Raw genomic sequence first — 20,023 nt, forward strand, 5'->3', positions numbered from 1 at the left:
CGGGGCAGGCCGTACCGTATCGGGGTGACGACAGACCTCGGGCGGTTCGCGCCCACCCGGCAGTGGATGCGGACCCACCCGCTCGCCACCGATGCCGTGCTCGCGTTCGGGGCGCTCGTCAGCATGGTCCTCGGCTCCTTCGCCGATCCGCACGGGCCGCACGGACCCACCTTCGGGACGCGCAACCCCGATCCGTTCTCGCTGCTGCTGATGCTGTTCGGCGCGGCCGTCCTGGTGTTCCGGCGCCGGCACCCGCGCGCCGTGCTCGCCGTGACCTGCGGGCTCTCGCTGCTGGAGCTGACAACCGGGGAGCCGCGGGCGCCCGTCGCCATGTGCACGGTGATCGCCCTGTACACGGTGGCCGCGGCCACCGACCGGCCCACGACCTGGCGGATCGGGCTGCTCACCATGGCCGGCCTGACCGGCGTGGCGATGCTCGCCGGGCCGCTGCCCTGGTACGCGCAGGAGAACATCGGGATCTTCGCCTGGACCGGGATGGCCGCCGCCGCCGGCGACGCCGTGCGCAGCCGGCGGGCCTTCGTCGACGCCATCCGGGAGCGGGCCGAGCGCGCCGAGCGGACCCGTGACGAGGAGGCGCGGCGGCGGGTCGCCGAGGAGCGGCTGCGGATCGCGCGGGACCTGCACGACGTGGTGGCCCACCACATCGCCCTGGTCAACGTCCAGGCGGGGGTGGCCGCCCACGTCATGGACAAGCGGCCGGACCAGGCCAAGGAGGCGCTGGCCCACGTACGGGACGCCAGCCGGTCGGCGCTGAACGAGCTGCGGGCCACGGTCGGGCTGCTGCGGCAGTCCGGAGACCCGGAGGCGCCGACCGAGCCCGCGCCCGGGCTGTCCGTCCTGGACGAGCTGGTGGACACCTTCCGGCACGCCGGGCTGCCGGTGGAGGTCATCGTCCAGCTGGGGCCCGCGCCGGGCCCGCTGCCGGCCGCGGTGGACCTGGCGGCGTACCGGGTGGTCCAGGAAGCGCTGACCAACGTACGCAAACACGCGGGCCCGGGCGCCCGGGCGGAGGTCAGCGTGGTGCGGGTGGGTCCCTCGGTGGAGGTGACGGTGCTCGACGACGGCGGCGACTCCGCGGACTCCTCGCCCGACCCGGCGGAGCCCGGCGGCGGCCACGGCCTGCTCGGCATGCGCGAGCGCACCGGAGCCCTGGGCGGGACCTGCTTCGCGGGGCCCCGCTACGGGGGCGGGTACCGGGTGCACGCGATCCTGCCGGTGGCCTAGCCGTTCAGCCTCGCCGGCGAGGCTGGATTTCGCCCGGCCGAAGCGACGGCCTAGTGGCAGGCGCGGCGCCACGCGTCCAGGTCGTACCGCTTCTGCAGAGAGCTCAGCTTCAGTTCGCGCGAGCGGTCGCAGAACCGGGACGCCGGCAGTTCGTACTCCACGTGGAACACGGCCTTGCCGGCTTCGATGAACGGCGTCAGCCGCTCGCACTCGCGGTACTCCGCGCACTGCTCGTTGACCGCGAAGTCGAAGTCGCCGACGAGCTGCGGGATCTGGTCGAGGTCGTTCTTCAGGCCGACCGCCAGGCCCCGGTCGTGGGCGAGCTTCGCGATCAGCCGGTTGTAGCGCAGCTGGTCCTCGGCGGTGAGCGGGAAGCCCGACGTGTTGCGGTAGGCGTCCATGTTGTCGGGCTCCACGGCGTCGAAGCCCTTGTCCCGGCACATGTCGAACCGTTTGGCGATCAGCGGTTCCAGCTCGGTCAGCCGCCGGATGTCCAGCCAGCGCTCGCCCTCCCAGCCGTTGCCCTTCCCGATCATCGATGCCGGGAAGGCCTCCGCGTCGGGCCGGAAGTCCTCCCAGGCGCCCGTGGACAGGTAGCAGATGGTCTTGCGGCCGGCCTTCTTCAGGGCGGCGACCTGCTCCTTGGCGGTGGTGAACCCGTCCACGTCGTACACGGGCGCCTTCACCGACATGTCGAGCTTCCCGGTGAGCTGCCACTGCCAGCCCACGCCCGGCGGGGGCCGCCACCGCTCCCCCGGCGCCTGCTCGGGCCACGGGTACGGCTCGTCCTCGCCGTCGTCCGGCGGCTCCGCGGTGCAGGCGGTGAGCAGCAGCAGAGCCGCGACCAGCAGGGTGGCGAAACGCTTCATCCGGCTGCCTCCAGGGCGTACGGGAGGGTTCCCCACGGATGTGCGCCGGTCCCGGGGACCGCGCAGTGCACCCCCGCCCGCCGCTCCTGGGCGAGTTCGGCTGCGGGGGCGTCCGGCGGGACGGCGTACACGAGGTGGCAGAACCGCTGGGCGGGATGGTCGGCGGTCCAGGGCGGCGCGGTGGCCGCGTCCCGGTAGGCGTCCCACGGGCCCTCGAAGGTGACGAGCAGGTCGGCGAGCCCGGCGTACCCGGGGTGCGGGTGGACGCCGTGGTTCAGGACGAGGGTACGGGCGCCCGCCGCCCGGGCGGCGACGGCGAGCCGCCCGTAGTGGGGCAGCAGTGCGGGATCGGCGGAGGCCTGGTCGAGGAAGGCGCCGTCGGCCTCGTACCAGTCGCGGTGGCGCAGCAGGTCCTGGACGACCTCCGCGTGCGGGCGCCGCCCGTAGTCGGTGTCGACGTAGCCGAGGACGGGTACCCCGGCGGCCCGCAGTCGCCCGGCGACGGCGGCGAACCGTTCGTCGGGGGCCCGGCCCGGCCCGCTGTCGGGGTTGAGCACCACGGAGTGCAGCCGCCCGGCGGAGCGGATCAGCAGTTCCCACTCCTCGGGCCGGTCGGCGGGGTGCTCGTAGAGCGGCACCAGCAGCATGGGGTCCCTCTCGTACGGGGTCGCGGGTATCGGCGGAGGCATCGGCGGCCGGGACATCAGCGGTGCGCCGTCGCGCGGCCCAGCAGCAGGCAGACCAGCGCGGCCAGCGTCGCGGCGGCCGCGCCCGCCACCGCCAGCTGGACCAGCCGGGGCTGCCCCAGTCCGGTCAGCAGGGCCAGGCTCTGGGCGACGGCGGCCGAGGCGCAGACGACGGCCGCCGGCCGGACCGCGCCGAAGGACTGGAGCAGCAGCCCGGTCCACATCACGGCGCCGAGCAGCAGCAGGGTCGCGCCGCGGGCCCCGGTGAGGGCCGGGGCGCCCGGCCAGAGCAGGGTGCCGGCCAGCCCCAGGGCGAGCAGCACCACCAGGTAGACGGCGAGGCACTGGGCCAGCGTGGCGAGCATCCGCCGCCGGAAGGACCGGGGGGAGCGGGCCGCCCGGAGCCCGGCGAGGCTGCCGCTGCGGAACCGGTGCAGCAGCCATTCGGCGGGACCCATGCTGAGGGTGAGGGCCACCGCCGACGGGGCGGCGACGGCCTCGGCCGGCCCCCCGGCGAGCACCTCGCCGAGGGCGGCGTACAGCACGAGCAGGCCGGTGCCGAGGCCGAAGACCCCGTACGGGACGGAGTCCCCGAGCCGGGGGCCGCGCACCACGTGCTCCTCCTCGGCGCCGCGCAGCATCCGCCAGCGCACCGGGCCGGTTCCGGGCCTGCGGATCCACCAGCCCCGGACCCGGGCGGCGGCCGCCCGGGTCCCCTCGGCCAGCGGGAGCTCCCGTACGGCCAGGGTGCATGCGGTCAGCAGGGACACGCCGAGCAGGGTCATCCGTACCGGTACGGGAAGGTCCACGAAGAGCACGAGCAGGGCCCCGGCGGCCATCGGGCCGAGGGCGGCGAGCAGCACCCGCTCGCGGCCGAGGACGAGCAGGACGGTGGCGGCTCCGACGTAGACGGCCTGGCCGGCGGCGAAGGCGTACGAGAAGGGCGGTCCGCCGGGCACGGCCAGCGCGGCGGCGGTGCCCAGCAGGGATCCGGCGGGGGCCCCGGCGAGCAGGGTCCGCCCGGCGGCGGCCCGGTCGCCGAGCCCGAGCCAGGAGTAGGCCCGGTGGGAGAGGGTCTGGTCCCAGACCCAGCCGATCAGCGCTCCGGCGAGCAGGGTCAGGGTGCCGGCGGGCAGGCCGAGGCGGTCGGGCGGGCCGTCGAGCAGGGGCGCGCCGAGCAGGTACGCGAGTCCGGGCAGGGCGAAGATCACCCCGCGCAGGAGGCAGGCGGTGAGGGGCACCTTCCAGGGGTCGGGGGTGTCCTCGGGCTCCGGGAAGGAGCGGGGCACCCGGGCGTAGAGCTCCTCGGCGAGTGCGAAGGAGTCGTGGCGGCCGTAGGTGAGCCGGATGTACTCGTCGGTCATGCCGTCGGATTCGAGGACGGCGGCGATCTCGTCGGGGTGGACGGCTGCGGCGATGAACGGGTCCAGGCGCTCGGCGAGTTCGTCCATGGGGTCGGCGGCGGGGCTGCCGCGGCGCGGCCGGGGGATCGCGGGCAGGGTGTCCCCGCCCGGGGCCTTCAGCCAGAGGGATCCGCTCACCACATGCTCCCGTCGGCCGCGAGTTCGCGGTACCAGGGGTCGGCGATCCGCCGGCCCCACTCGTCGCCGGCGCGGACGGGCAGGATGGGCCGGCCTGCACGCTTCTCATGGGCGAGGCCCCGGTAGATGTGCCGGAAGCCGTCCACGGACTGGTGCAGGGTGAACTTCTCCACCACCCGTTTGCGGGCCGCCCGGCCGAGCTCGGCGCGCCGTTCGTCGTCGCGGAGCAGGGCGAGGGCGGCGCGGGCCATGGTCTCGGGCTCGCGCGGCGGGACGACCAGGCCGGTGTCCCCGACGGCCTCGCGGACCCCGCCCACGTCGGTGGAGACGGTGGTGCGGCCGCAGGACATGGCCTCGATGATGCTGAAGGGGAAGCCCTCGCTGATGGAGGAGAGCATCACGATGCTGCCGGCCGCGTAGGCCCGGGCGACCTGCTCGATGCGGCCCTCGTACGAGATGCCGTCGGTGACGCCCAGGTCGGCGGCGAGCTTCTCCAGCCGGAGCTTGTACTCCTCGCAGCCGGCCGGGACCGGTCCGAACAGGCGCAGCCGCAGCGCGGGCAGCTCCTCGCGCATGAAGGCGTAGGCCCGGACGAGGGTTTCGAGGTCTTTGATGGGGTCGATGCGGCCGCACCAGCTGAGGGTGGGCACCTCGGGTTCGGGGCCGGCTTCGGGGAAGGCGTGCGGGTCGACGCCGTTGTACACGGTGCGGATCCGATCGGAGGCGGCGCCTCCGCGCTCCTCCCAGCGGCGGTTGTACTGGTTGCAGGGGGTGATCAGGTCCGCCTGCCGGTACCCCTCGGTGTTGAGCTCGCGGTAGAAGCCGAGCATGAGGGCCTTGACGGGCCAGCGCTGGGCGGCCGAGCGGTAGCCGAGGTAGCGCTCGCGCAGGTAGATGCCGTGCTCGGTGAGGAGGAAGGGCACCTCGTCGAGGTACTTGGCGGCGAGGGCCGGGAGGGTGGCGAGGCCGCTGCTGACGGCGTGCGCGACGCTGTCGGGCGGGATCCGCACGGAGAGCGGGCGCAGCGCGTGTTCCAGCAGGTCGGTGGCGGTGAGCGCGTCGTGGATGGTGGGTGCGGCGGCGGCGGTGCTCAGGCCGGGGCGGGTCCACACCGTCATCAGCAGGCGGAGCACGGACTCGGAGCGCAGGGCCGGGGCGAGGCGGCCGGCGCGGGCGAGGAGGGCCAGTTCGCGCAGGGCCGTGGAGAACGCGTCACCGGCCGGCCCCTGTCCGGGGGTGCCGGCGGCGGTGGCCGGGGGAGGTTCGAGCAGGGAGAGCAGAAAGGTTTCGTAGACCTCGGTGAAGCGGCGGCGGTCCTTGCCCCGCAGGGCGGTCCGGCGGCCTCGTGCGGGGGCAGCCCCCCAGAGCGGTACGGAGGTGTGCCGGTACACGTTGCGCGGCAGTTCCCAGGTGACCGGCTCGCGTCCGGAGCCGGTCAGGGCTATGACGTTGAAGTCGACCTCCGGCATACCGCGGACCAGCTGGTCGCACCAGGTGCTGACGCCCCCGTGGACGTGCGGGTAGGTGCCTTCGGTGAGCATGGTGACATGGCGCCCATGGCTCATGCGGTGTGTCCCCCCAGGACGTGAAAGGGGCCGGCGCCCGTGGTTCGCGGAGCGCCGGCGCTCGTGTTGCTCGTTACTCGGCTTGCGGAAGGCCCGTACGGTCAGGCGGGCAGCTTGAGCGTGACGGCGCTCTGGAGCAGTTCGGGTCCGGCCCAGGTGGAGCGGGTGCCGGCGTAGGCGGTGCCGAAGTCGGCGGTGCCGAGCAGGAGTTGCTTCTTGGTGCCGTTGGGGGCGGTGACCGGAGCGACGACTCCGGAGGGCGCCTTGACGGTGACGGTGGTGCCGATCCGGTAGGCCGTGACCCTGCCCTCGGCGAGGGCCTTGTCCCAGGCGGCGCGGCGGCCGAGCTCGACGCCGGCTTCCCTCATCGTCTGGTTGACGATCGGGGCGCTGGGCGCGTAGAGGGACCGGTAGGTGTCGAGGACCTGGTTGAGCACCGGGTAGAGGGTGCGGTCCTCGGCGAGGTTGGACTGGTGCACGTAGTGCGGGCGCGGGTCGTTGGCCAGGACGTGGCGCAGTGCGGTCCGCGCCTCCTGGGGGACGATGGTGTCCAGGTAGCCGGTGGCGGCGTCCACCGGGGCCGGCAGGCAGGTGGAGGTCGCCGGGTTGTCCTCGCAGATGCCGCTGCCGCCGTGTGCGCGGCTGGTGTAGATCCAGTTGTACTCGTCGGCCATCTCCGCGTTGGTGCCCGTGTTGTAGTACACGTTCATCGGGTGGCGGGGCACGGTCAGGGCGGCGCCGACCGCCCGCTGCGCGGGTTCGCGGGAGTTGTCGCTGCCCGCCCACTTCACGCCGTTGTCGGCGAGCGCGCCCGCCAGGTTGGGGTTGTCCTGGGGCTGCTGCGGGTTGGTCTTGAGGCCCGAGTGCTCGCCGGTGACGAGCTCGGTCCGGTCGGTGGTGATGCCCTTGAGGGCGGCCCAGTTGTTGTTGTCGCGGATCTGCGCGGAGATCTCCGCACGGCTCATGTACTGGACGGCGCCCTGGGCGTTCTTGACGCAGGACCAGGGGATGGTGGTGGTGTCCTGGACGCAGCCGAGGAAGGGGTGCGTGTAGGTGTGGTTCATCCAGCGGTACTTGGCCCGGTCGGCGACGAGCTGGGCGGTGAGGGCGTCGGTGCCGCCGTTCTCCGCCTTCCACTCCTCGCCGGCGCCCGCGTTGAAGAGCATGTCGAGCTTGAAGTCCTTGGACGTCTGCCACTGCGCCGCGTAGACGGCGTCGGCGGCGGTCATCCGGATGGTGCTCTCCTTGCCCTCGCCGCCGGGGCAGGCGTAGTCGCCGGGCGTGCAGTTGAGCTCCTTGTTCCAGCGGGCGTCCGGCGCGAAGACGTCGTCGACGTGGACCGCGAAGTAGCTGCGGCTCTGGCCGAGGTGGACCCCCTGGGTGAGCCAGTCGACGATGCCGCGCGCCAGCAGCCGGAACTGCTGCTGGTACTGGTTGTAGCCGAAGGTGACGACGAGCTCGCTGCGCCCGTCGTGGGTGTACTCGCCGACGAGCGAGGCCCGTCCGGAGCCGACCGGGGCGTCGAGGTAGCTGGTGTAGCCGGCCCGCGGCTTGCCCATGAACCCGAAACTCTCTGGAACGAGCGCGGAGTTGTCCTCGAAGGCGACTTGTCCGCCGAGGTAGCCGAACGGCCCCGTCTTGCCGGCCGCGGTGACCGCGGCCCGGGTGCCGTCGAGCTGGCCGCTGTAGCCGCCGTTGTCGGTGTACTCGAGGCCGACGCCCGGGTGGGCCCAGGTGTAGGCGTCGACCTGGCGGACCCCGTACGCCGTCTCGTACGCGGTGAGCGCGGCCATCTCGGCCGAGCCCTCGCCGAAGGGGTTCTCGTTCGGCAGGACCACGCCCTGGTACTTGGCGCGGGGACGGCCGTCCACCGTGTCGCTGAGGAAGCCCGCGTTGATGACCGGGCGGCCGCTGCTGCCCAGTTGGACACGGGTGTACGGAACTCCGGTGTCGCGGAGTTCCGCGGTGATCGCCTCGACCGAGCTGCCGCCGTCGTCGACGACCAGCACCTTCAGGTCGATGCGCGGCGCCGTGGCCGCCTGGGCGGTCGCGGCGGGTGCTGCCACGGATACCAGGGCTGCCGCGGCCATGGCGGCGGCGAGCCTGTTCATCCGGTTCTTGTTGACCATTTCGGCCTTTCCCCCCGCAGGCATCCCTCGGCTCGGCCCATGGCGGTCGGCCGGACCGGGGAGGCTCTGTGGAAATGATGCAAAGGAACCCCGCGTCCCCTTGCGAGAGTGGACCGAGTCTTTCGGACCTCGTCAGGTCTACAAGGCAAACCTGGAGCAGAGTCCACAGATGGGTGAATCTCCCGGCATCTTGATCGAACAACTTGACAAACCTTCGAGTGACGTACGGCAGAGTGCGTACGCGTAGGCTCTTTTCCGGCAGCCGTCGGGCCGGAATACGATCGCCACGGATGGCCGTCCACCCACTCGGCCCACACACACAAACGGAAGCGAGACTTCACCACCGTGACTGCTCTGACTCTCAGCACTGCCGGCGCGGCGACGCTGCGCGCCGACGCCCTCGTCGTCGGTGTCGCCAAGGGCCCCAAGGGCCCGGTTGTCGCCGCGGGCGCCGAGGCCGTGGACAAGGCGTACGACGGAAAGCTCGCCGCCGTGCTCGACGCGGTCGGCGCCTCGGGCGCCGAAGGCGAGATCACCAAGCTGCCGGCCCCGGCGGGCCTGAAGGTCCCGGTCGTGCTGGCGGTCGGGCTCGGCTCGGTCCCCGAGAAGGACGAGTCGTTCGACGAGGAGGTGCTGCGCCGCGCCGCCGGCGCCGCCGCCCGTGCCCTGCACGGCTCCAAGAAGGCCGCCTTCGCCCTCCCCCTGGACGACGCCTCCGCCGTCACCGCCGTCGCCGAGGGCGCGCTGCTGGGCGCGTACACCTTCACCGCCTACCAGGGCGGCGAGACCAAGACCTCCAAGAACACCGACAAGAACGGCGGCCCCAAGCTGCCGCTCGCCGAGATCGCCCTGCTCGGCGCCAAGCCGCGCGACAAGGAGCACAAGGCCGCGGCCGAGCGCGCCACGGTCGTCGCGACCGAGGTCAACATCGCTCGCGACCTGGTCAACACCCCGCCGAACGACCTCACCCCCGAGGCCTTCGCCGCCGTCGCCTCCGCGACCGCGAAGGAGCACGGCGTCAAGGTCCAGGTCCTGGACGAGAAGGCGCTCGTCAAGGGCGGCTTCGGCGGCATCATGGGCGTCGGCAAGGGCTCGCAGAACCCGCCCCGCCTGGTGAAGCTCTCCTACACCCACCCCAAGGCGGAGAAGACCCTGGCCTTCGTCGGCAAGGGCATCACCTACGACTCGGGCGGCATCTCCCTGAAGCCGGCCGGCCACAACGAGACGATGAAGTGCGACATGGCCGGCGCCGCCGCCGTCTTCGCCTCCGTGGTCGCGGCCGCGAAGCTGGGCCTGCAGGTCAACGTCACCGGCTGGCTCGCGCTCGCCGAGAACATGCCCTCCGGCTCCGCCACCAAGCCCGGCGACGTGCTGCGCATGTACAGCGGCAAGACCGTCGAGGTCCTCAACACGGACGCCGAGGGCCGCCTGGTCCTCGGTGACGCGCTGACCCGGGCCTCCGAGGAGAACCCGGACGCGATCGTCGACGTCGCCACCCTGACCGGCGCGATGATGGTGGCCCTGGGCAACCGCACCTTCGCCATCATGTCGAACGACGACGCCTTCCGTACCTCGGTCCACGAGATCGCCGAGGAGGTCGGCGAGTCCTCGTGGCCGATGCCGCTCCCCGCCGAGCTGCGCAAGTCCATCGACTCCCCCACCGCAGACATCGCGAACATGGGCGAGCGCATGGGCGGCGGCCTGGTGGCCGGCCTCTTCCTCAAGGAGTTCGTCGGCGAGGGCATCACCTGGGCCCACCTCGACATCGCCGGCCCGGCCTTCCACGAGGGCGCGCCGTTCGGCTACACGCCCAAGGGCGGCACCGGCTCCGCCGTGCGCACCCTGGTGCGGCTGGCCGAGCGCACCGCCACCGGCGACCTGGGCTGATGTAGCCCCGTAGCACCGGATGTGACATGCCTCAAGCCTTGGTCATTCACTTGATCAAGGCTTGAGGCATGTTCACCGACAACGAAATCCGTAGGTTTCTACGCACTGGTAACCCTCGCTCGGGGCAGAACGACCTGCCACATCGTGGGCCCGGCGTCCCGCGTTCCGCCGACAAATGCGAAGATGGGTTCTCGGCAGGACAGGGCCCCCACCACAGGGCCGAAGAACTAGCGGCCGATTACCAGCCGCCGCCCGGTCACAGAGGACCGGTGCCCGGCGCACATGCATGGAGGACGTGACGTGGCGAACGACGCCAGCACCGTTTTCGACCTAGTGATCCTCGGCGGTGGCAGTGGCGGTTACGCCGCGGCTCTGCGCGCATCCCAGCTGGGTCTGGACGTTGCCCTGATCGAGAAGAACAAGCTCGGCGGCACCTGCCTGCACAACGGCTGCATCCCCACGAAGGCTCTGCTGCACGCGGGCGAGATCGCGGACCAGGCTCGTGAAGCCGCCCAGTTCGGTGTCAAGACCTCTTTCGAGGGCATCGACATCGCGGGTGTCCACAAGTACAAGGACGAGGTCATCTCGGGCCTGTACAAGGGCCTGCAGGGCCTGGTCGCCTCCCGCAAGGTGACCTACATCGAGGGTGAGGGCCGCCTCTCCTCGCCGACTTCCGTCGACGTGAACGGCCAGCGCATCCAGGGCCGCCACATCCTGCTGGCGACCGGCTCCGTGCCGAAGTCGCTGCCGGGCCTGAACATCGACGGCAACCGCATCATCTCCTCGGACCACGCGCTGGTCCTGGACCGCGTGCCCGAGTCCGCGATCGTCCTGGGCGGCGGCGTCATCGGCGTCGAGTTCGCCTCGGCGTGGAAGTCCTTCGGCTCCGACGTCACCGTGATCGAGGGCCTCAAGCACCTCGTCCCGGTCGAGGACGAGAACAGCTCGAAGCTGCTGGAGCGCGCGTTCCGCAAGCGGGGCATCAAGTTCAACCTCGGCACCTTCTTCGACAAGGCCGAGTACACGGAGAACGGCGTCCGCGTGACGCTGGCCGACGGCAAGACCTTCGAGGCCGAGGTGCTCCTGGTCGCGGTCGGCCGCGGTCCGGTCTCGCAGGGCCTGGGCTACGAGGAGCAGGGCGTCGCGATGGACCGCGGCTACGTCCTGGTCGACGAGTACATGCAGACCAACGTGCCGACCATCTCGGCCGTCGGCGACCTCGTCCCGACCCTCCAGCTCGCGCACGTCGGCTTCGCCGAGGGCATCCTGGTCGCGGAGCGTCTGGCCGGTCTCAAGACCGTCCCGATCGACTACGACGGTGTCCCGCGCGTCACCTACTGCCACCCCGAGGTCGCGTCCGTCGGCATCACCGAGGCCAAGGCCAAGGAGATCTACGGCGCGGACAAGGTCGTGGCCCTGAAGTACAACCTCGCGGGCAACGGCAAGAGCAAGATCCTCAAGACCGCGGGCGAGATCAAGCTCGTCCAGGTCAAGGACGGTGCCGTGGTCGGCGTCCACATGGTCGGTGACCGGATGGGCGAGCAGGTCGGCGAGGCCCAGCTGATCTACAACTGGGAGGCTCTGCCGGCCGAGGTCGCGCAGCTCATCCACGCGCACCCGACCCAGAACGAAGCGATGGGCGAGGCCCACCTGGCCCTCGCCGGCAAGCCGCTTCACTCCCACGACTAATCGTCACGGGCGCGACGACCACTTCCGCACATTCGTTAGGAGCAACTGAAACCATGTCGGTTTCCGTAACCCTTCCGGCGCTCGGAGAGAGCGTGTCCGAGGGCACTGTCACCCGCTGGCTGAAGGCCGAGGGCGAGCGCGTCGAGGCCGACGAGCCGCTGCTCGAGGTCTCGACCGACAAGGTCGACACCGAGATCCCCTCGCCCGTCGCCGGCATCCTGGCCTCCATCAAGGTCGCCGAGGACGAGACCGTCGAGGTCGGCGCCGAGCTGGCCGTCATCGACGACGGTTCCGGCGCTCCGGCCGCCGCCGCGGCTCCGGCCGCCGAGGCCCCTGCCGCTGCGGCTCCCGTCGCCGAGGCTCCGGCCGCTCCGGCTCCCGTCGCCGAGGCCCCCGCGGCTCCGGCCGCCGAGGCCCCCGCCGCCGCTGCCCCGGCCGCGTCCGGCACCGATGTCGTGCTCCCCGCCCTGGGCGAGTCCGTCACCGAGGGCACCGTCACCCGCTGGCTGAAGCAGGTCGGCGAGTCCGTCGAGGCCGACGAGCCGCTGCTCGAGGTCTCCACGGACAAGGTCGACACCGAGATCCCCGCGCCGGTCGCCGGCACGCTGCTGGAGATCCTGGTCGGCGAGGACGAGACCGCCGAGGTCGGCGCCCGTCTGGCCGTCATCGGTGTCGCCGGTGCGGCCCCCGCCGCCGCCCCGGCCGCCGCCGCTCCGGCTCCGGCCGCCGCCCCGGCTCCGGCCCCGGTCGCCGCTCCGGCCCCCGTGGCCGCCCCGGCCCCGGTCGCCGCCCCGGCCCCGGTCGCCGCCCCGGCCCCGGTCGCCGCTCCGGCTCCGGTTGCCGCTCCGGCTCCGGTCGCGCCCGCCGCTCCCGCCGCCCCGGTTTCCGCCGGTGACGAGGGCGCGTACGTGACCCCGCTGGTGCGCAAGCTCGCCACGGAGTCCGGCGTCAACCTGAACACGGTCACGGGCACCGGCGTCGGTGGCCGTATCCGCAAGCAGGACGTCCTGGCCGCCGCCGAGGCCGCCAAGGCCGCGGCCGCCGCCCCGGCCGCCGCCGCTCCGGCCGCGAAGGCCCCGGCCGCCGCGGTGTCCGAGCTGCGCGGCCAGACCGTCAAGATGACCCGCATGCGCAAGGTCATCGGCGACAACATGATGAAGGCCCTGCACTCGCAGGCGCAGCTCAGCTCCGTGGTCGAGGTGGACATCACCAAGATCATGAAGCTGCGCGAGAAGGCCAAGGCCGGCTTCCTCGCCCGCGAGGGCGTCAAGCTGTCCCCGATGCCGTTCTTCGTCAAGGCCGCTGCCCAGGCGCTGAAGGCCCACGCGGTCGTCAACGCCCGGATCAACGACGACGAGGGCACCATCACCTACTTCGACTCGGAGAACATCGGCATCGCCGTGGACTCCGAGAAGGGCCTGATGACCCCGGTCATCAAGGGTGCCGGTGACCTCAACCTGGCGGGCATCTCCAAGGCGACCGCCGACCTGGCCGCCAAGGTCCGCGGCAACAAGATCACGCCGGACGAGCTGTCGGGCGCGACCTTCACCATCAGCAACACCGGCTCGCGCGGTGCCCTGTTCGACACGGTCATCGTGCCGCCGAACCAGGTCGCCATCCTGGGCATCGGTGCCACGGTGAAGCGCCCGGTGGTCATCGAGACCGCCGAGGGCACCAACATCGGCATCCGGGACATGACGTACCTGACCCTGTCCTACGACCACCGCCTGGTGGACGGCGCGGACGCGGCCCGGTACCTCTCGGCCGTCAAGGCCATCCTGGAGGCCGGCGAGTTCGAGGTCGAGCTCGGCCTGTAAGGCTCCCGCCGCAGGACGGCAGTCACACGTACGGCGCCCTTGTCCGGAAACCACTCCGGGCGGGGGCGCCGTCGTCTTACCCTGCCGGTCCAGGGACGACCAGCGGGGGCATCGCATGTCACGTGCACGGGTGAACGATCTCGTAGTGGTACTGCCGGGCATCATGGGGAGCCGGCTGGCGGACGCCGACGGCAAGCCGGTCTGGGACCTGTCGGGCGGCGCCCTGTGGCGGGGCCTGCGCACCTTCGGCGGCTCGGTGAACCGCCTCCGCCTCCCGAAGGACATCGGCGACGACCATCCCGGCGACGGCGTGGTCCCCGTCGGGGTCATGCCCGACGTGCACGCCATCCCCGGGATCTGGCAGCCGGTCGACGGCTACACCGACCTGCTGGGCTGGCTGGAGCGGTCCTTCAGCCTGTCCCCCGGCGGCAACCTCGTCGCCTTCCCGTACGACTGGCGCCTGTCGTGCCGCTGGAACGCGGAACGGCTGAGGAAGGTCGTCGCCCGCGAGCTGGAACGCTGGCAGGCCTCCGCCCCCGAGCGCCGCGACGCCCGGGTGGTCTTCATCTGCCACTCCATGGGCGGGCTGGTGGCCCGCCACTACGTGGAACTCCTCGGGGGCCACGAGGTCACCCGCCGCGTGATCACCCTGGGCACCCCGCACCGCGGCTCCCTGGACGCCCTCGGCCATCTGGTCAACGGCCTGCACAAGGGGTGGGGACCCCTGGGCGTCGACCTCAGCGCGTTCGCCCGCAGCCTGCCGTCACTGCACCAGCTGGCTCCCGACTACGCGTGCGTGGCGGGCCCGGGAGGCCTCGCGTACGCCCGTGACCTGCCGGGCCTGCCCGGCGTCGACCCCGAGCTGCTGGCGGACGCGGCCCGCTTCCACGCCGACCTGCGCCGGTCCGCCGACCGCCCCGGCCCCACCCCCCTGCACGCCATCACCGGCATCCGCCAGCCGACCCTGACGACGGCGGAGATCGCCGACGGCGGACTGACCCCGCTGTGGCTCATCAACGGCACGGACGAGCGCGGCGACGGCACGGTCCCCCGCCTCGCCGCGCGCCCCGCGAACGCCGACAACTCCGGCTACGCCGTCGACGAGGCCCACACCCCCTGCGAGCAGCACGGCTCCCTCCAGAACAACCGGGGCGTACGGGACGCGCTGGCCGGCCTCCTGGGGCAGGAGCGCCCGTTCCACCGGGACGGGGAGGACGGCGACGTCCCGCTGAGCGTGCTCGCTCCCCCGCTGCTGGAGGCGGGGGAACCGTACGGGGTGGCCGTGACGGTCCCGCCGGAGATCCCGGACCACGACGCCCTGCACCTCACGGCGGAGCTCCGCCCGGCCGACGGCGCGCAGGCGCTCTCGCGGACGCTGCGCCCCCTGGGCGGGGGCCGGTACACCGCGGCCTTCCCGGCGCCGGGCCCCGGGGCGTACCGGCTGGCGGTACGGGTCACCGCGCACGCGGAGACGACCGTGACGGCGCTGACCCTGGTGGGAGGAGCCGGTGAGTGAGCGCTCCGGCGAGATCCGGGGAACGGCCCTCGGGATCGTGGTCGAGAACCACCTGCACCCGGCGAAGTTCCGCACCCTGACCGGCGCGATCTCCCAGATGCGGGAGCTGTGCGCACTCCTGGAGGCCCGGGGCTACGCGCCGACCGTGCTTCCGGACCCCGGGCAGCCGGAGATCAAGGCGGCGGTGAAGGACTGGGCGACGGGCCGGAGCGCGGCGCAGGTCCGCGGCCCCGCCGTCGTCCTCTGGTCCGGCCACGGTGTGCTCGATCCCCGGGGGCTGCGCCTGGTGCTGCACGACACCGAGGACGCCCAGTACGGAGATGAGACATATTCGGCCATCCTCCTGACGGAGGCGGCCATGCGCAGCGGGGCGGACCAGATGCTGCTGCTCATCGACACCTGCCATGCGGGCGCGGGGGTCATGGAGTCCCTGGACACGGCGTTCGGCGTGCTGACCGCGAAGAACCTGCCCCCGGGCCGGTCCACGTGGCTCGGGGTGCTCGCGAGCAGCCGCCCTCAGGAGAAGGCCGAGGCCGCCGGCATCCTGCTGGAGACCCTCACCCGGGTGCTGCGCGAGGGACCGGCGAGCGAGGAGTACCGCCACGAGTGGAGCAGCCGGAACGGGCAGGTCAGCGGGGCCACGGTCATCAACACCGTGCTCGCGCAGTGGCCCGAGGAGGTCGGCCACAAGCCGGTCCCGGCCATGTTCGGCGAGCCCCGGCTGATGTTCGACAACCCGCTGCGGAAGACCGGCTCGGAGCCGGAGCTGGTCGAGCACCTGGTGCAGGCGAGCCGGGGGGCGCCCGTGGACGACGGGGGCTGGTTCTTCAGCGGCCGGCGCAACGTGCTGGGGCAGATCACCGAGTGGCTGGACGCGCGGCAGCCGGGCCTGTTCCTGGTGACGGGCAGCGCCGGATGCGGCAAGTCGGCCGTCCTCGGCCGCGTGGCGACCCTGTCCGACCCCGCCCACCGGAAGGACATCCTGGAGCACCGGGCCCTCGCCCCCGAGGATCCGGACCCGGGCGAGCGGTCGGTGGACGCCTCCCTGCACCTGCGGGGCTACACGGTGCAGGAGCTCGCCGAGGCCGTCGCCCGCGAACTGGCCCTTCCCGTTCCGCAGACCCCCGCGGCCCTGATCGCCGAGGTGGAGAAGAAGTGGCCCGCGGCGTGCCCGGACCGCCTCCCGGCCCTGGTCCTGGACGGCTTGGACGAGGCGGCCCCCGAACAGGCCCACCCGATCGTCGAACAGCTCCTGGCCCCGCTGAGCCGCCTGGTCTGCGTCCTGCTGGGCTCCCGGGACCGCCCGTTCCGCCCGCAGAACGAACTCCAGGAGCCGCTGGACGAGGCAGTGAGCCGCCTGCTGGACGTCCGGGCCCGCGCCTTCGACCTGGACGACGAGACCGACACCGAGAACGACATCCGGACGTACTGCCTGCGCCGGCTGGAGGCCCGCAAGCTGCCGCCCGGGGACGCGGCGACCGCGGCCGGTCTCATCGCGGACCGCGCGTCCGCCCATACCGGCGGCTTCCTCTTCGCGAGGATGGCGACGGACTCGGTGCTGAGGCGGTTCGCCGCCGCGTCGGATGCGGAGGACTGGGTGGAGGCCATTCCGTCCTCCATCAGCGCCGCGTTCACCGAGGACCTTGCGGAGGGCCCGAAGCGGGAGCGGGACGGTGAGACCCTTCCGCATGCCGCCCAGGACCTGCTGGCCGCGCTGGCCTGGAGCGCCGGGAACGGCATGCCCGCGCGGGGCGTCTGGGAGGCGGCGGCCTCGGCCCTCGCCTCCGGCGGGACCGCGTACGGCCCCGAGGACGTGGACTGGCTGCTGAACACGTACGGCCGCTACGTCGTGGAGGACAGCGACGGCGTGCAGGCGGTGTACCGCCTCTACCACCGCGAGTTCATCGGCCACCTGCGGTACACCCCGGAGGGGGCCGACCCGGCGTACCGCGTGGCGCGGGCGCTGGTGGACCTCCTGCTGGAGCAGAGCGCCGACGCCACGGCGATGGAGGCCGCGAACCCCTACCTGCGCCGGTCGCTGGCGGCCCATGCGGCCGCGGCGGAGGGCCGCGGCATCGCCATGGTCCGTGAGCTCGTCGGCGTCCGGGAGGACGAGTTCCGCCCTGATCTCGCAAGCGCGCTGGGCAACGTGTCGATTTCACTGTCGCAGGCCGGGCGGCGCCTCGATGCCGTCGCACCGGCCCAGGAAGCCGCCGACCTGTACCGGGACCTCGCCGACAGCGACCCGGCCGCCTACCGCCCCGAACTCGCCAGGTCCCTCAACAACCTCTCCAACTTCCAAGTCGAGGCCGGAGACCGACAGGGCGCACTGGCCACCATCACCGAAGCCACGTCCCTCCGCAGGGACCTTGCCGAGAGCAACCCGGCCGCCTACCTCCCGGAACTCGCCGGCGCCCTCAACAACCTCGCCACCGCCCAAGGCGCGACCGGGAACCTGCGGGGCGCACTGGCCACCATCACCGAAGCCGCCGACCTGTACCGGGACCTCGCCGACAGCAATCCTGCCGCCTACCTCCCCGACCTCGCCATGGCCCTCAACAACCTCGCCAACTTCCAAGGCGACACCGGAGACAGCCAGGGCGCACTGGCCACCATCACCAAGGCCGCCGACCTGTACCGCGGCCTCGCCGACAGCAACCCGGCCGCCTACCTCCCCAACCTCGCCAGCGCCCTCAACAACCTCGCCACCACCCGGGGCGACAGCGGAGACCGACAAGGCGCACTGCCGATCATCACCGAAGCCGTCGAGCTGTACCGGGACCTCGCCGACAGCAACCCGGCCGCCCACCTCCCCAACCTCGCCGGCGCCCTCAACAACCTCGCCAACTTCCAAGGCAGTACCGGAGACCGACAAGGCGCGCTGCCGACCATCACCGAAGCCACCGACCTGTACCGGGACCTCGCCGACAGCAATCCGGCCGCCTACCTCCCCGACCTCGCCATGGCCCTCAACAACCTCGCCAACTTCCAAGGCGACAGCGGAGACAGCCAGGGCGCACTGGCCACCATCACCAAGGCCGCCGACCTGTACCGGGACCTCGCCGACAGCAATCCGGCCGCCTACCTCCCCGACCTCGCCATGGCCCTCAACAACCTCGCCACCGCCCAAGGCGCGACCGGAGACCTACAGGGCGCACTGGCCACCATCACCGAAGCCACCGCCCTCCGCCGGGACCTCGCCCACACCATCCCGGCCGCCTACCACCCCAAACTCGCCATGGCCCTCAACAACCTCGCCAAGTTTCAGAGCGCGACCGGAGACAGCCAGGGCGCACTGGCCACCATGACCGAGGCCACTGGCCTGTACCGGGGCCTCGCCGACAGCAACCCGGCCGCCCACCTCCCCGACCTCGCCATGTCCCTCAACAACCTCGCCACCACCCTGGGCCATGTCGGAGACCGGCAGGGCGCGCTGGCCACCATCACCGAAGCCACCACCCTCTACAGAGACCTCGCCCACACCAACCGGGTCGTTTACCTGCCCAGCCTCGCCATGGCCCTCAACAACCTCTCCAACTTCCAAGGCAGTACCGGAGACCGACAAGGCGCACTGGCCGCCGTCACCGAAGCCACTGACTTCTACCGGGATCTCGCCGACAGCAACCCGGCCGCCCACCTCCCCGAACTCGCCGGCGCCCTCAACAACCTCGCCACCGCCCAAGGCGCGACCGGAGACCTCCAGGCCGCACTGGCCACCATCACCGAAGCCACCGACCTGTACCGCGACCTCGCCGACAGCAACCCGGCCGCCCACCTCCCCGACCTCGCCATGGCCCTCAACAACCTCGCCAACTGCCAAGGCAGTACCGGAGACCGACAGGGCGCACTGGCCACCATCACCGAAGCCACCACCCTCTACACAGACCTCGCCGGCACCAACCCGGCCATCTACCTCCCCAACCTCGCCAGCACCCTCAGCAACCTCGCGCACATGGCCACGGCCCAGGACTCCCTCGCGGCCTACGCCGACGCCGAGCGTGCCCTGGACGCGCATGCGGAGGCGGCACGCTACCTGGCCCTACGGCGCGCGGCATTCGAGATCACCCATGCGGACGACGGCGCCGGCTTGCGCACCCTCATCCTCCTCGCGGACGATTCGGACCCGACGGCTTTTCACGCGCGGCATCTCCTGCGCACCCACAGCCAGGGCAACGCCGAGAGCGCCGCCCAGGTCAGCGCCCTATGGCGCGACGCGACCGGAGCCGAACCACCGCTCTGGCTGGCGATACCGGAAGCCTCGATCGATCTTGCCGTCAACTGGATCAACTGCCCGACCTGGGCCGACTCCCGCGCCTACTGGGACGAGCACGCCGAAGACCTCGGCTCAGCCGAGACCGCGGCAGCGCTGGAGGAGCTCGCCCTGTTCACCCAGACCGCAGAAGAGCATCTGCGGATCGCGGGCCAGGCAGCGGCAACCGACCCGGACCACGCCTTCCGCCCCTACCTCACTGGTGAACTCCTCCACGCTTGGACCGGCCTCTCGACCTGGGAGGAATCGCAGGCCTATCTCACCGACCACGCGGCGGAGCTCCTGCACGACCAGGCCCTCGATGTGCTCGGCACCGACCTCGGTACAGCCGATACGGCCCTGCGCCACGCGCTGATCGTCCTTGCCCGCGCGGACGGCATCCCCGCCGCCTACCAGAACGTCGAGGACCGCCCCCTCCTGAACGACCGGCTCCAGCAGCTCCTGGCCGCACCCGAGACGCAGCCGGACCTCCTGCGGGCCGTCGCCCTCCTGGAGTTCTTCGTCCACCAAGAGCAGTTCACCGGCGCGGCCCACCTCGCCATCGCCGACGCCCTGTCCGGCGACGTCCCGCCCGCTCCCCCCACCGGCTGGCCCCCCGCCGAGCCCGCCGAGCGGGACCGGGTCATCTCCGAGATCGCCGCCCTCATCGGGCGGCACCCCGCGCACGCCGCGGCCCTGAGCGCCCTCATCCAGAGCCTCCTGGCGGCGTGACCGGCCCTTGTAACCAGCCTCACTCTGCGTCCCTGAGCGCGAACCCTTCGCGCCGGGCCACTGCGCCGTATTGTCTAGGCATCAGAGCTCTGCATGCC

The 20,023-nt window shown here is 72.3% G+C and carries 11 protein-coding genes; 6 read left to right on the forward strand and 5 right to left on the reverse strand.

Going from position 1 to position 20,023, the window contains the following annotated elements; genetic code table 11:
* Positions 1 to 66 precede the first annotated feature (66 nt).
* Entirely contained in the window at positions 67 to 1,245 is a 1,179-nt protein-coding gene (locus ACIPUC_RS30335; protein ID WP_446587680.1) for a sensor histidine kinase, read from the forward strand.
* Between the two features lie 50 nt (positions 1,246 to 1,295).
* Here the strand turns inward: ACIPUC_RS30335 and ACIPUC_RS30340 are convergent, their stop codons facing one another.
* The 5 genes from ACIPUC_RS30340 to ACIPUC_RS30360 form a co-directional block, all read right to left on the reverse strand.
* On the reverse strand, positions 1,296 to 2,114 hold the full coding sequence (locus tag ACIPUC_RS30340) for an endo alpha-1,4 polygalactosaminidase (RefSeq protein WP_446587512.1): 819 nt from the start codon (positions 2,112 to 2,114) through the stop codon (positions 1,296 to 1,298).
* Positions 2,111 to 2,761: a spherulation-specific family 4 protein gene (locus tag ACIPUC_RS30345; RefSeq protein ID WP_446587510.1), complete on the reverse strand. Its 651-nt coding sequence runs from the start codon at positions 2,759 to 2,761 to the stop codon at positions 2,111 to 2,113. The genes ACIPUC_RS30340 and ACIPUC_RS30345 overlap by 4 nt, the downstream gene beginning before the upstream one ends.
* Positions 2,762 to 2,817: 56 nt before the next feature.
* Positions 2,818 to 4,341, reverse strand: coding sequence for a hypothetical protein (locus ACIPUC_RS30350; RefSeq protein WP_446587508.1), 1,524 nt, complete (start codon positions 4,339 to 4,341; stop codon positions 2,818 to 2,820).
* Entirely contained in the window at positions 4,338 to 5,906 is a 1,569-nt protein-coding gene (gene pelF, locus ACIPUC_RS30355; RefSeq protein ID WP_446587507.1) for a GT4 family glycosyltransferase PelF, read from the reverse strand. The genes ACIPUC_RS30350 and pelF overlap by 4 nt, the downstream gene beginning before the upstream one ends.
* Positions 5,907 to 6,007: 101 nt before the next feature.
* Positions 6,008 to 8,035 (reverse strand): hypothetical protein, encoded by a 2,028-nt coding sequence (locus ACIPUC_RS30360; protein ID WP_446587505.1) that lies wholly within the window; start codon positions 8,033 to 8,035, stop codon positions 6,008 to 6,010.
* Positions 8,036 to 8,380: 345 nt separating this feature from the next.
* On the opposite strand from ACIPUC_RS30360, the gene ACIPUC_RS30365 reads away from it, so the two are divergent.
* The 5 genes from ACIPUC_RS30365 (at position 8,381) to ACIPUC_RS30385 (ending at position 19,925) form a co-directional block, all read left to right on the forward strand.
* Positions 8,381 to 9,922 (forward strand): leucyl aminopeptidase, encoded by a 1,542-nt coding sequence (locus tag ACIPUC_RS30365; protein WP_446587503.1) that lies wholly within the window; start codon positions 8,381 to 8,383, stop codon positions 9,920 to 9,922.
* 300 nt (positions 9,923 to 10,222) lie between these two features.
* A complete protein-coding gene (gene lpdA / locus ACIPUC_RS30370) occupies positions 10,223 to 11,611 on the forward strand; it encodes a dihydrolipoyl dehydrogenase (RefSeq protein ID WP_446587501.1) in 1,389 nt (462 codons plus the stop codon).
* 53 nt (positions 11,612 to 11,664) lie between these two features.
* On the forward strand, positions 11,665 to 13,428 hold the full coding sequence (sucB, locus tag ACIPUC_RS30375; RefSeq protein WP_446587499.1) for a 2-oxoglutarate dehydrogenase, E2 component, dihydrolipoamide succinyltransferase: 1,764 nt from the start codon (positions 11,665 to 11,667) through the stop codon (positions 13,426 to 13,428).
* Between the two features lie 130 nt (positions 13,429 to 13,558).
* On the forward strand, positions 13,559 to 14,944 hold the full coding sequence (locus ACIPUC_RS30380) for a lipase/acyltransferase domain-containing protein (protein WP_446587497.1): 1,386 nt from the start codon (positions 13,559 to 13,561) through the stop codon (positions 14,942 to 14,944).
* The gene (locus ACIPUC_RS30385) at positions 14,937 to 19,925 is read left to right on the forward strand and encodes a caspase family protein (protein WP_446587495.1); all 4,989 of its coding nucleotides are present in this window, start codon (positions 14,937 to 14,939) and stop codon (positions 19,923 to 19,925) included. The genes ACIPUC_RS30380 and ACIPUC_RS30385 overlap by 8 nt, the downstream gene beginning before the upstream one ends.
* The last annotated feature ends 98 nt before the right edge of the window (positions 19,926 to 20,023 follow it).

It is taken from the genome of Streptomyces sp. LARHCF249, assembly GCF_052871255.1.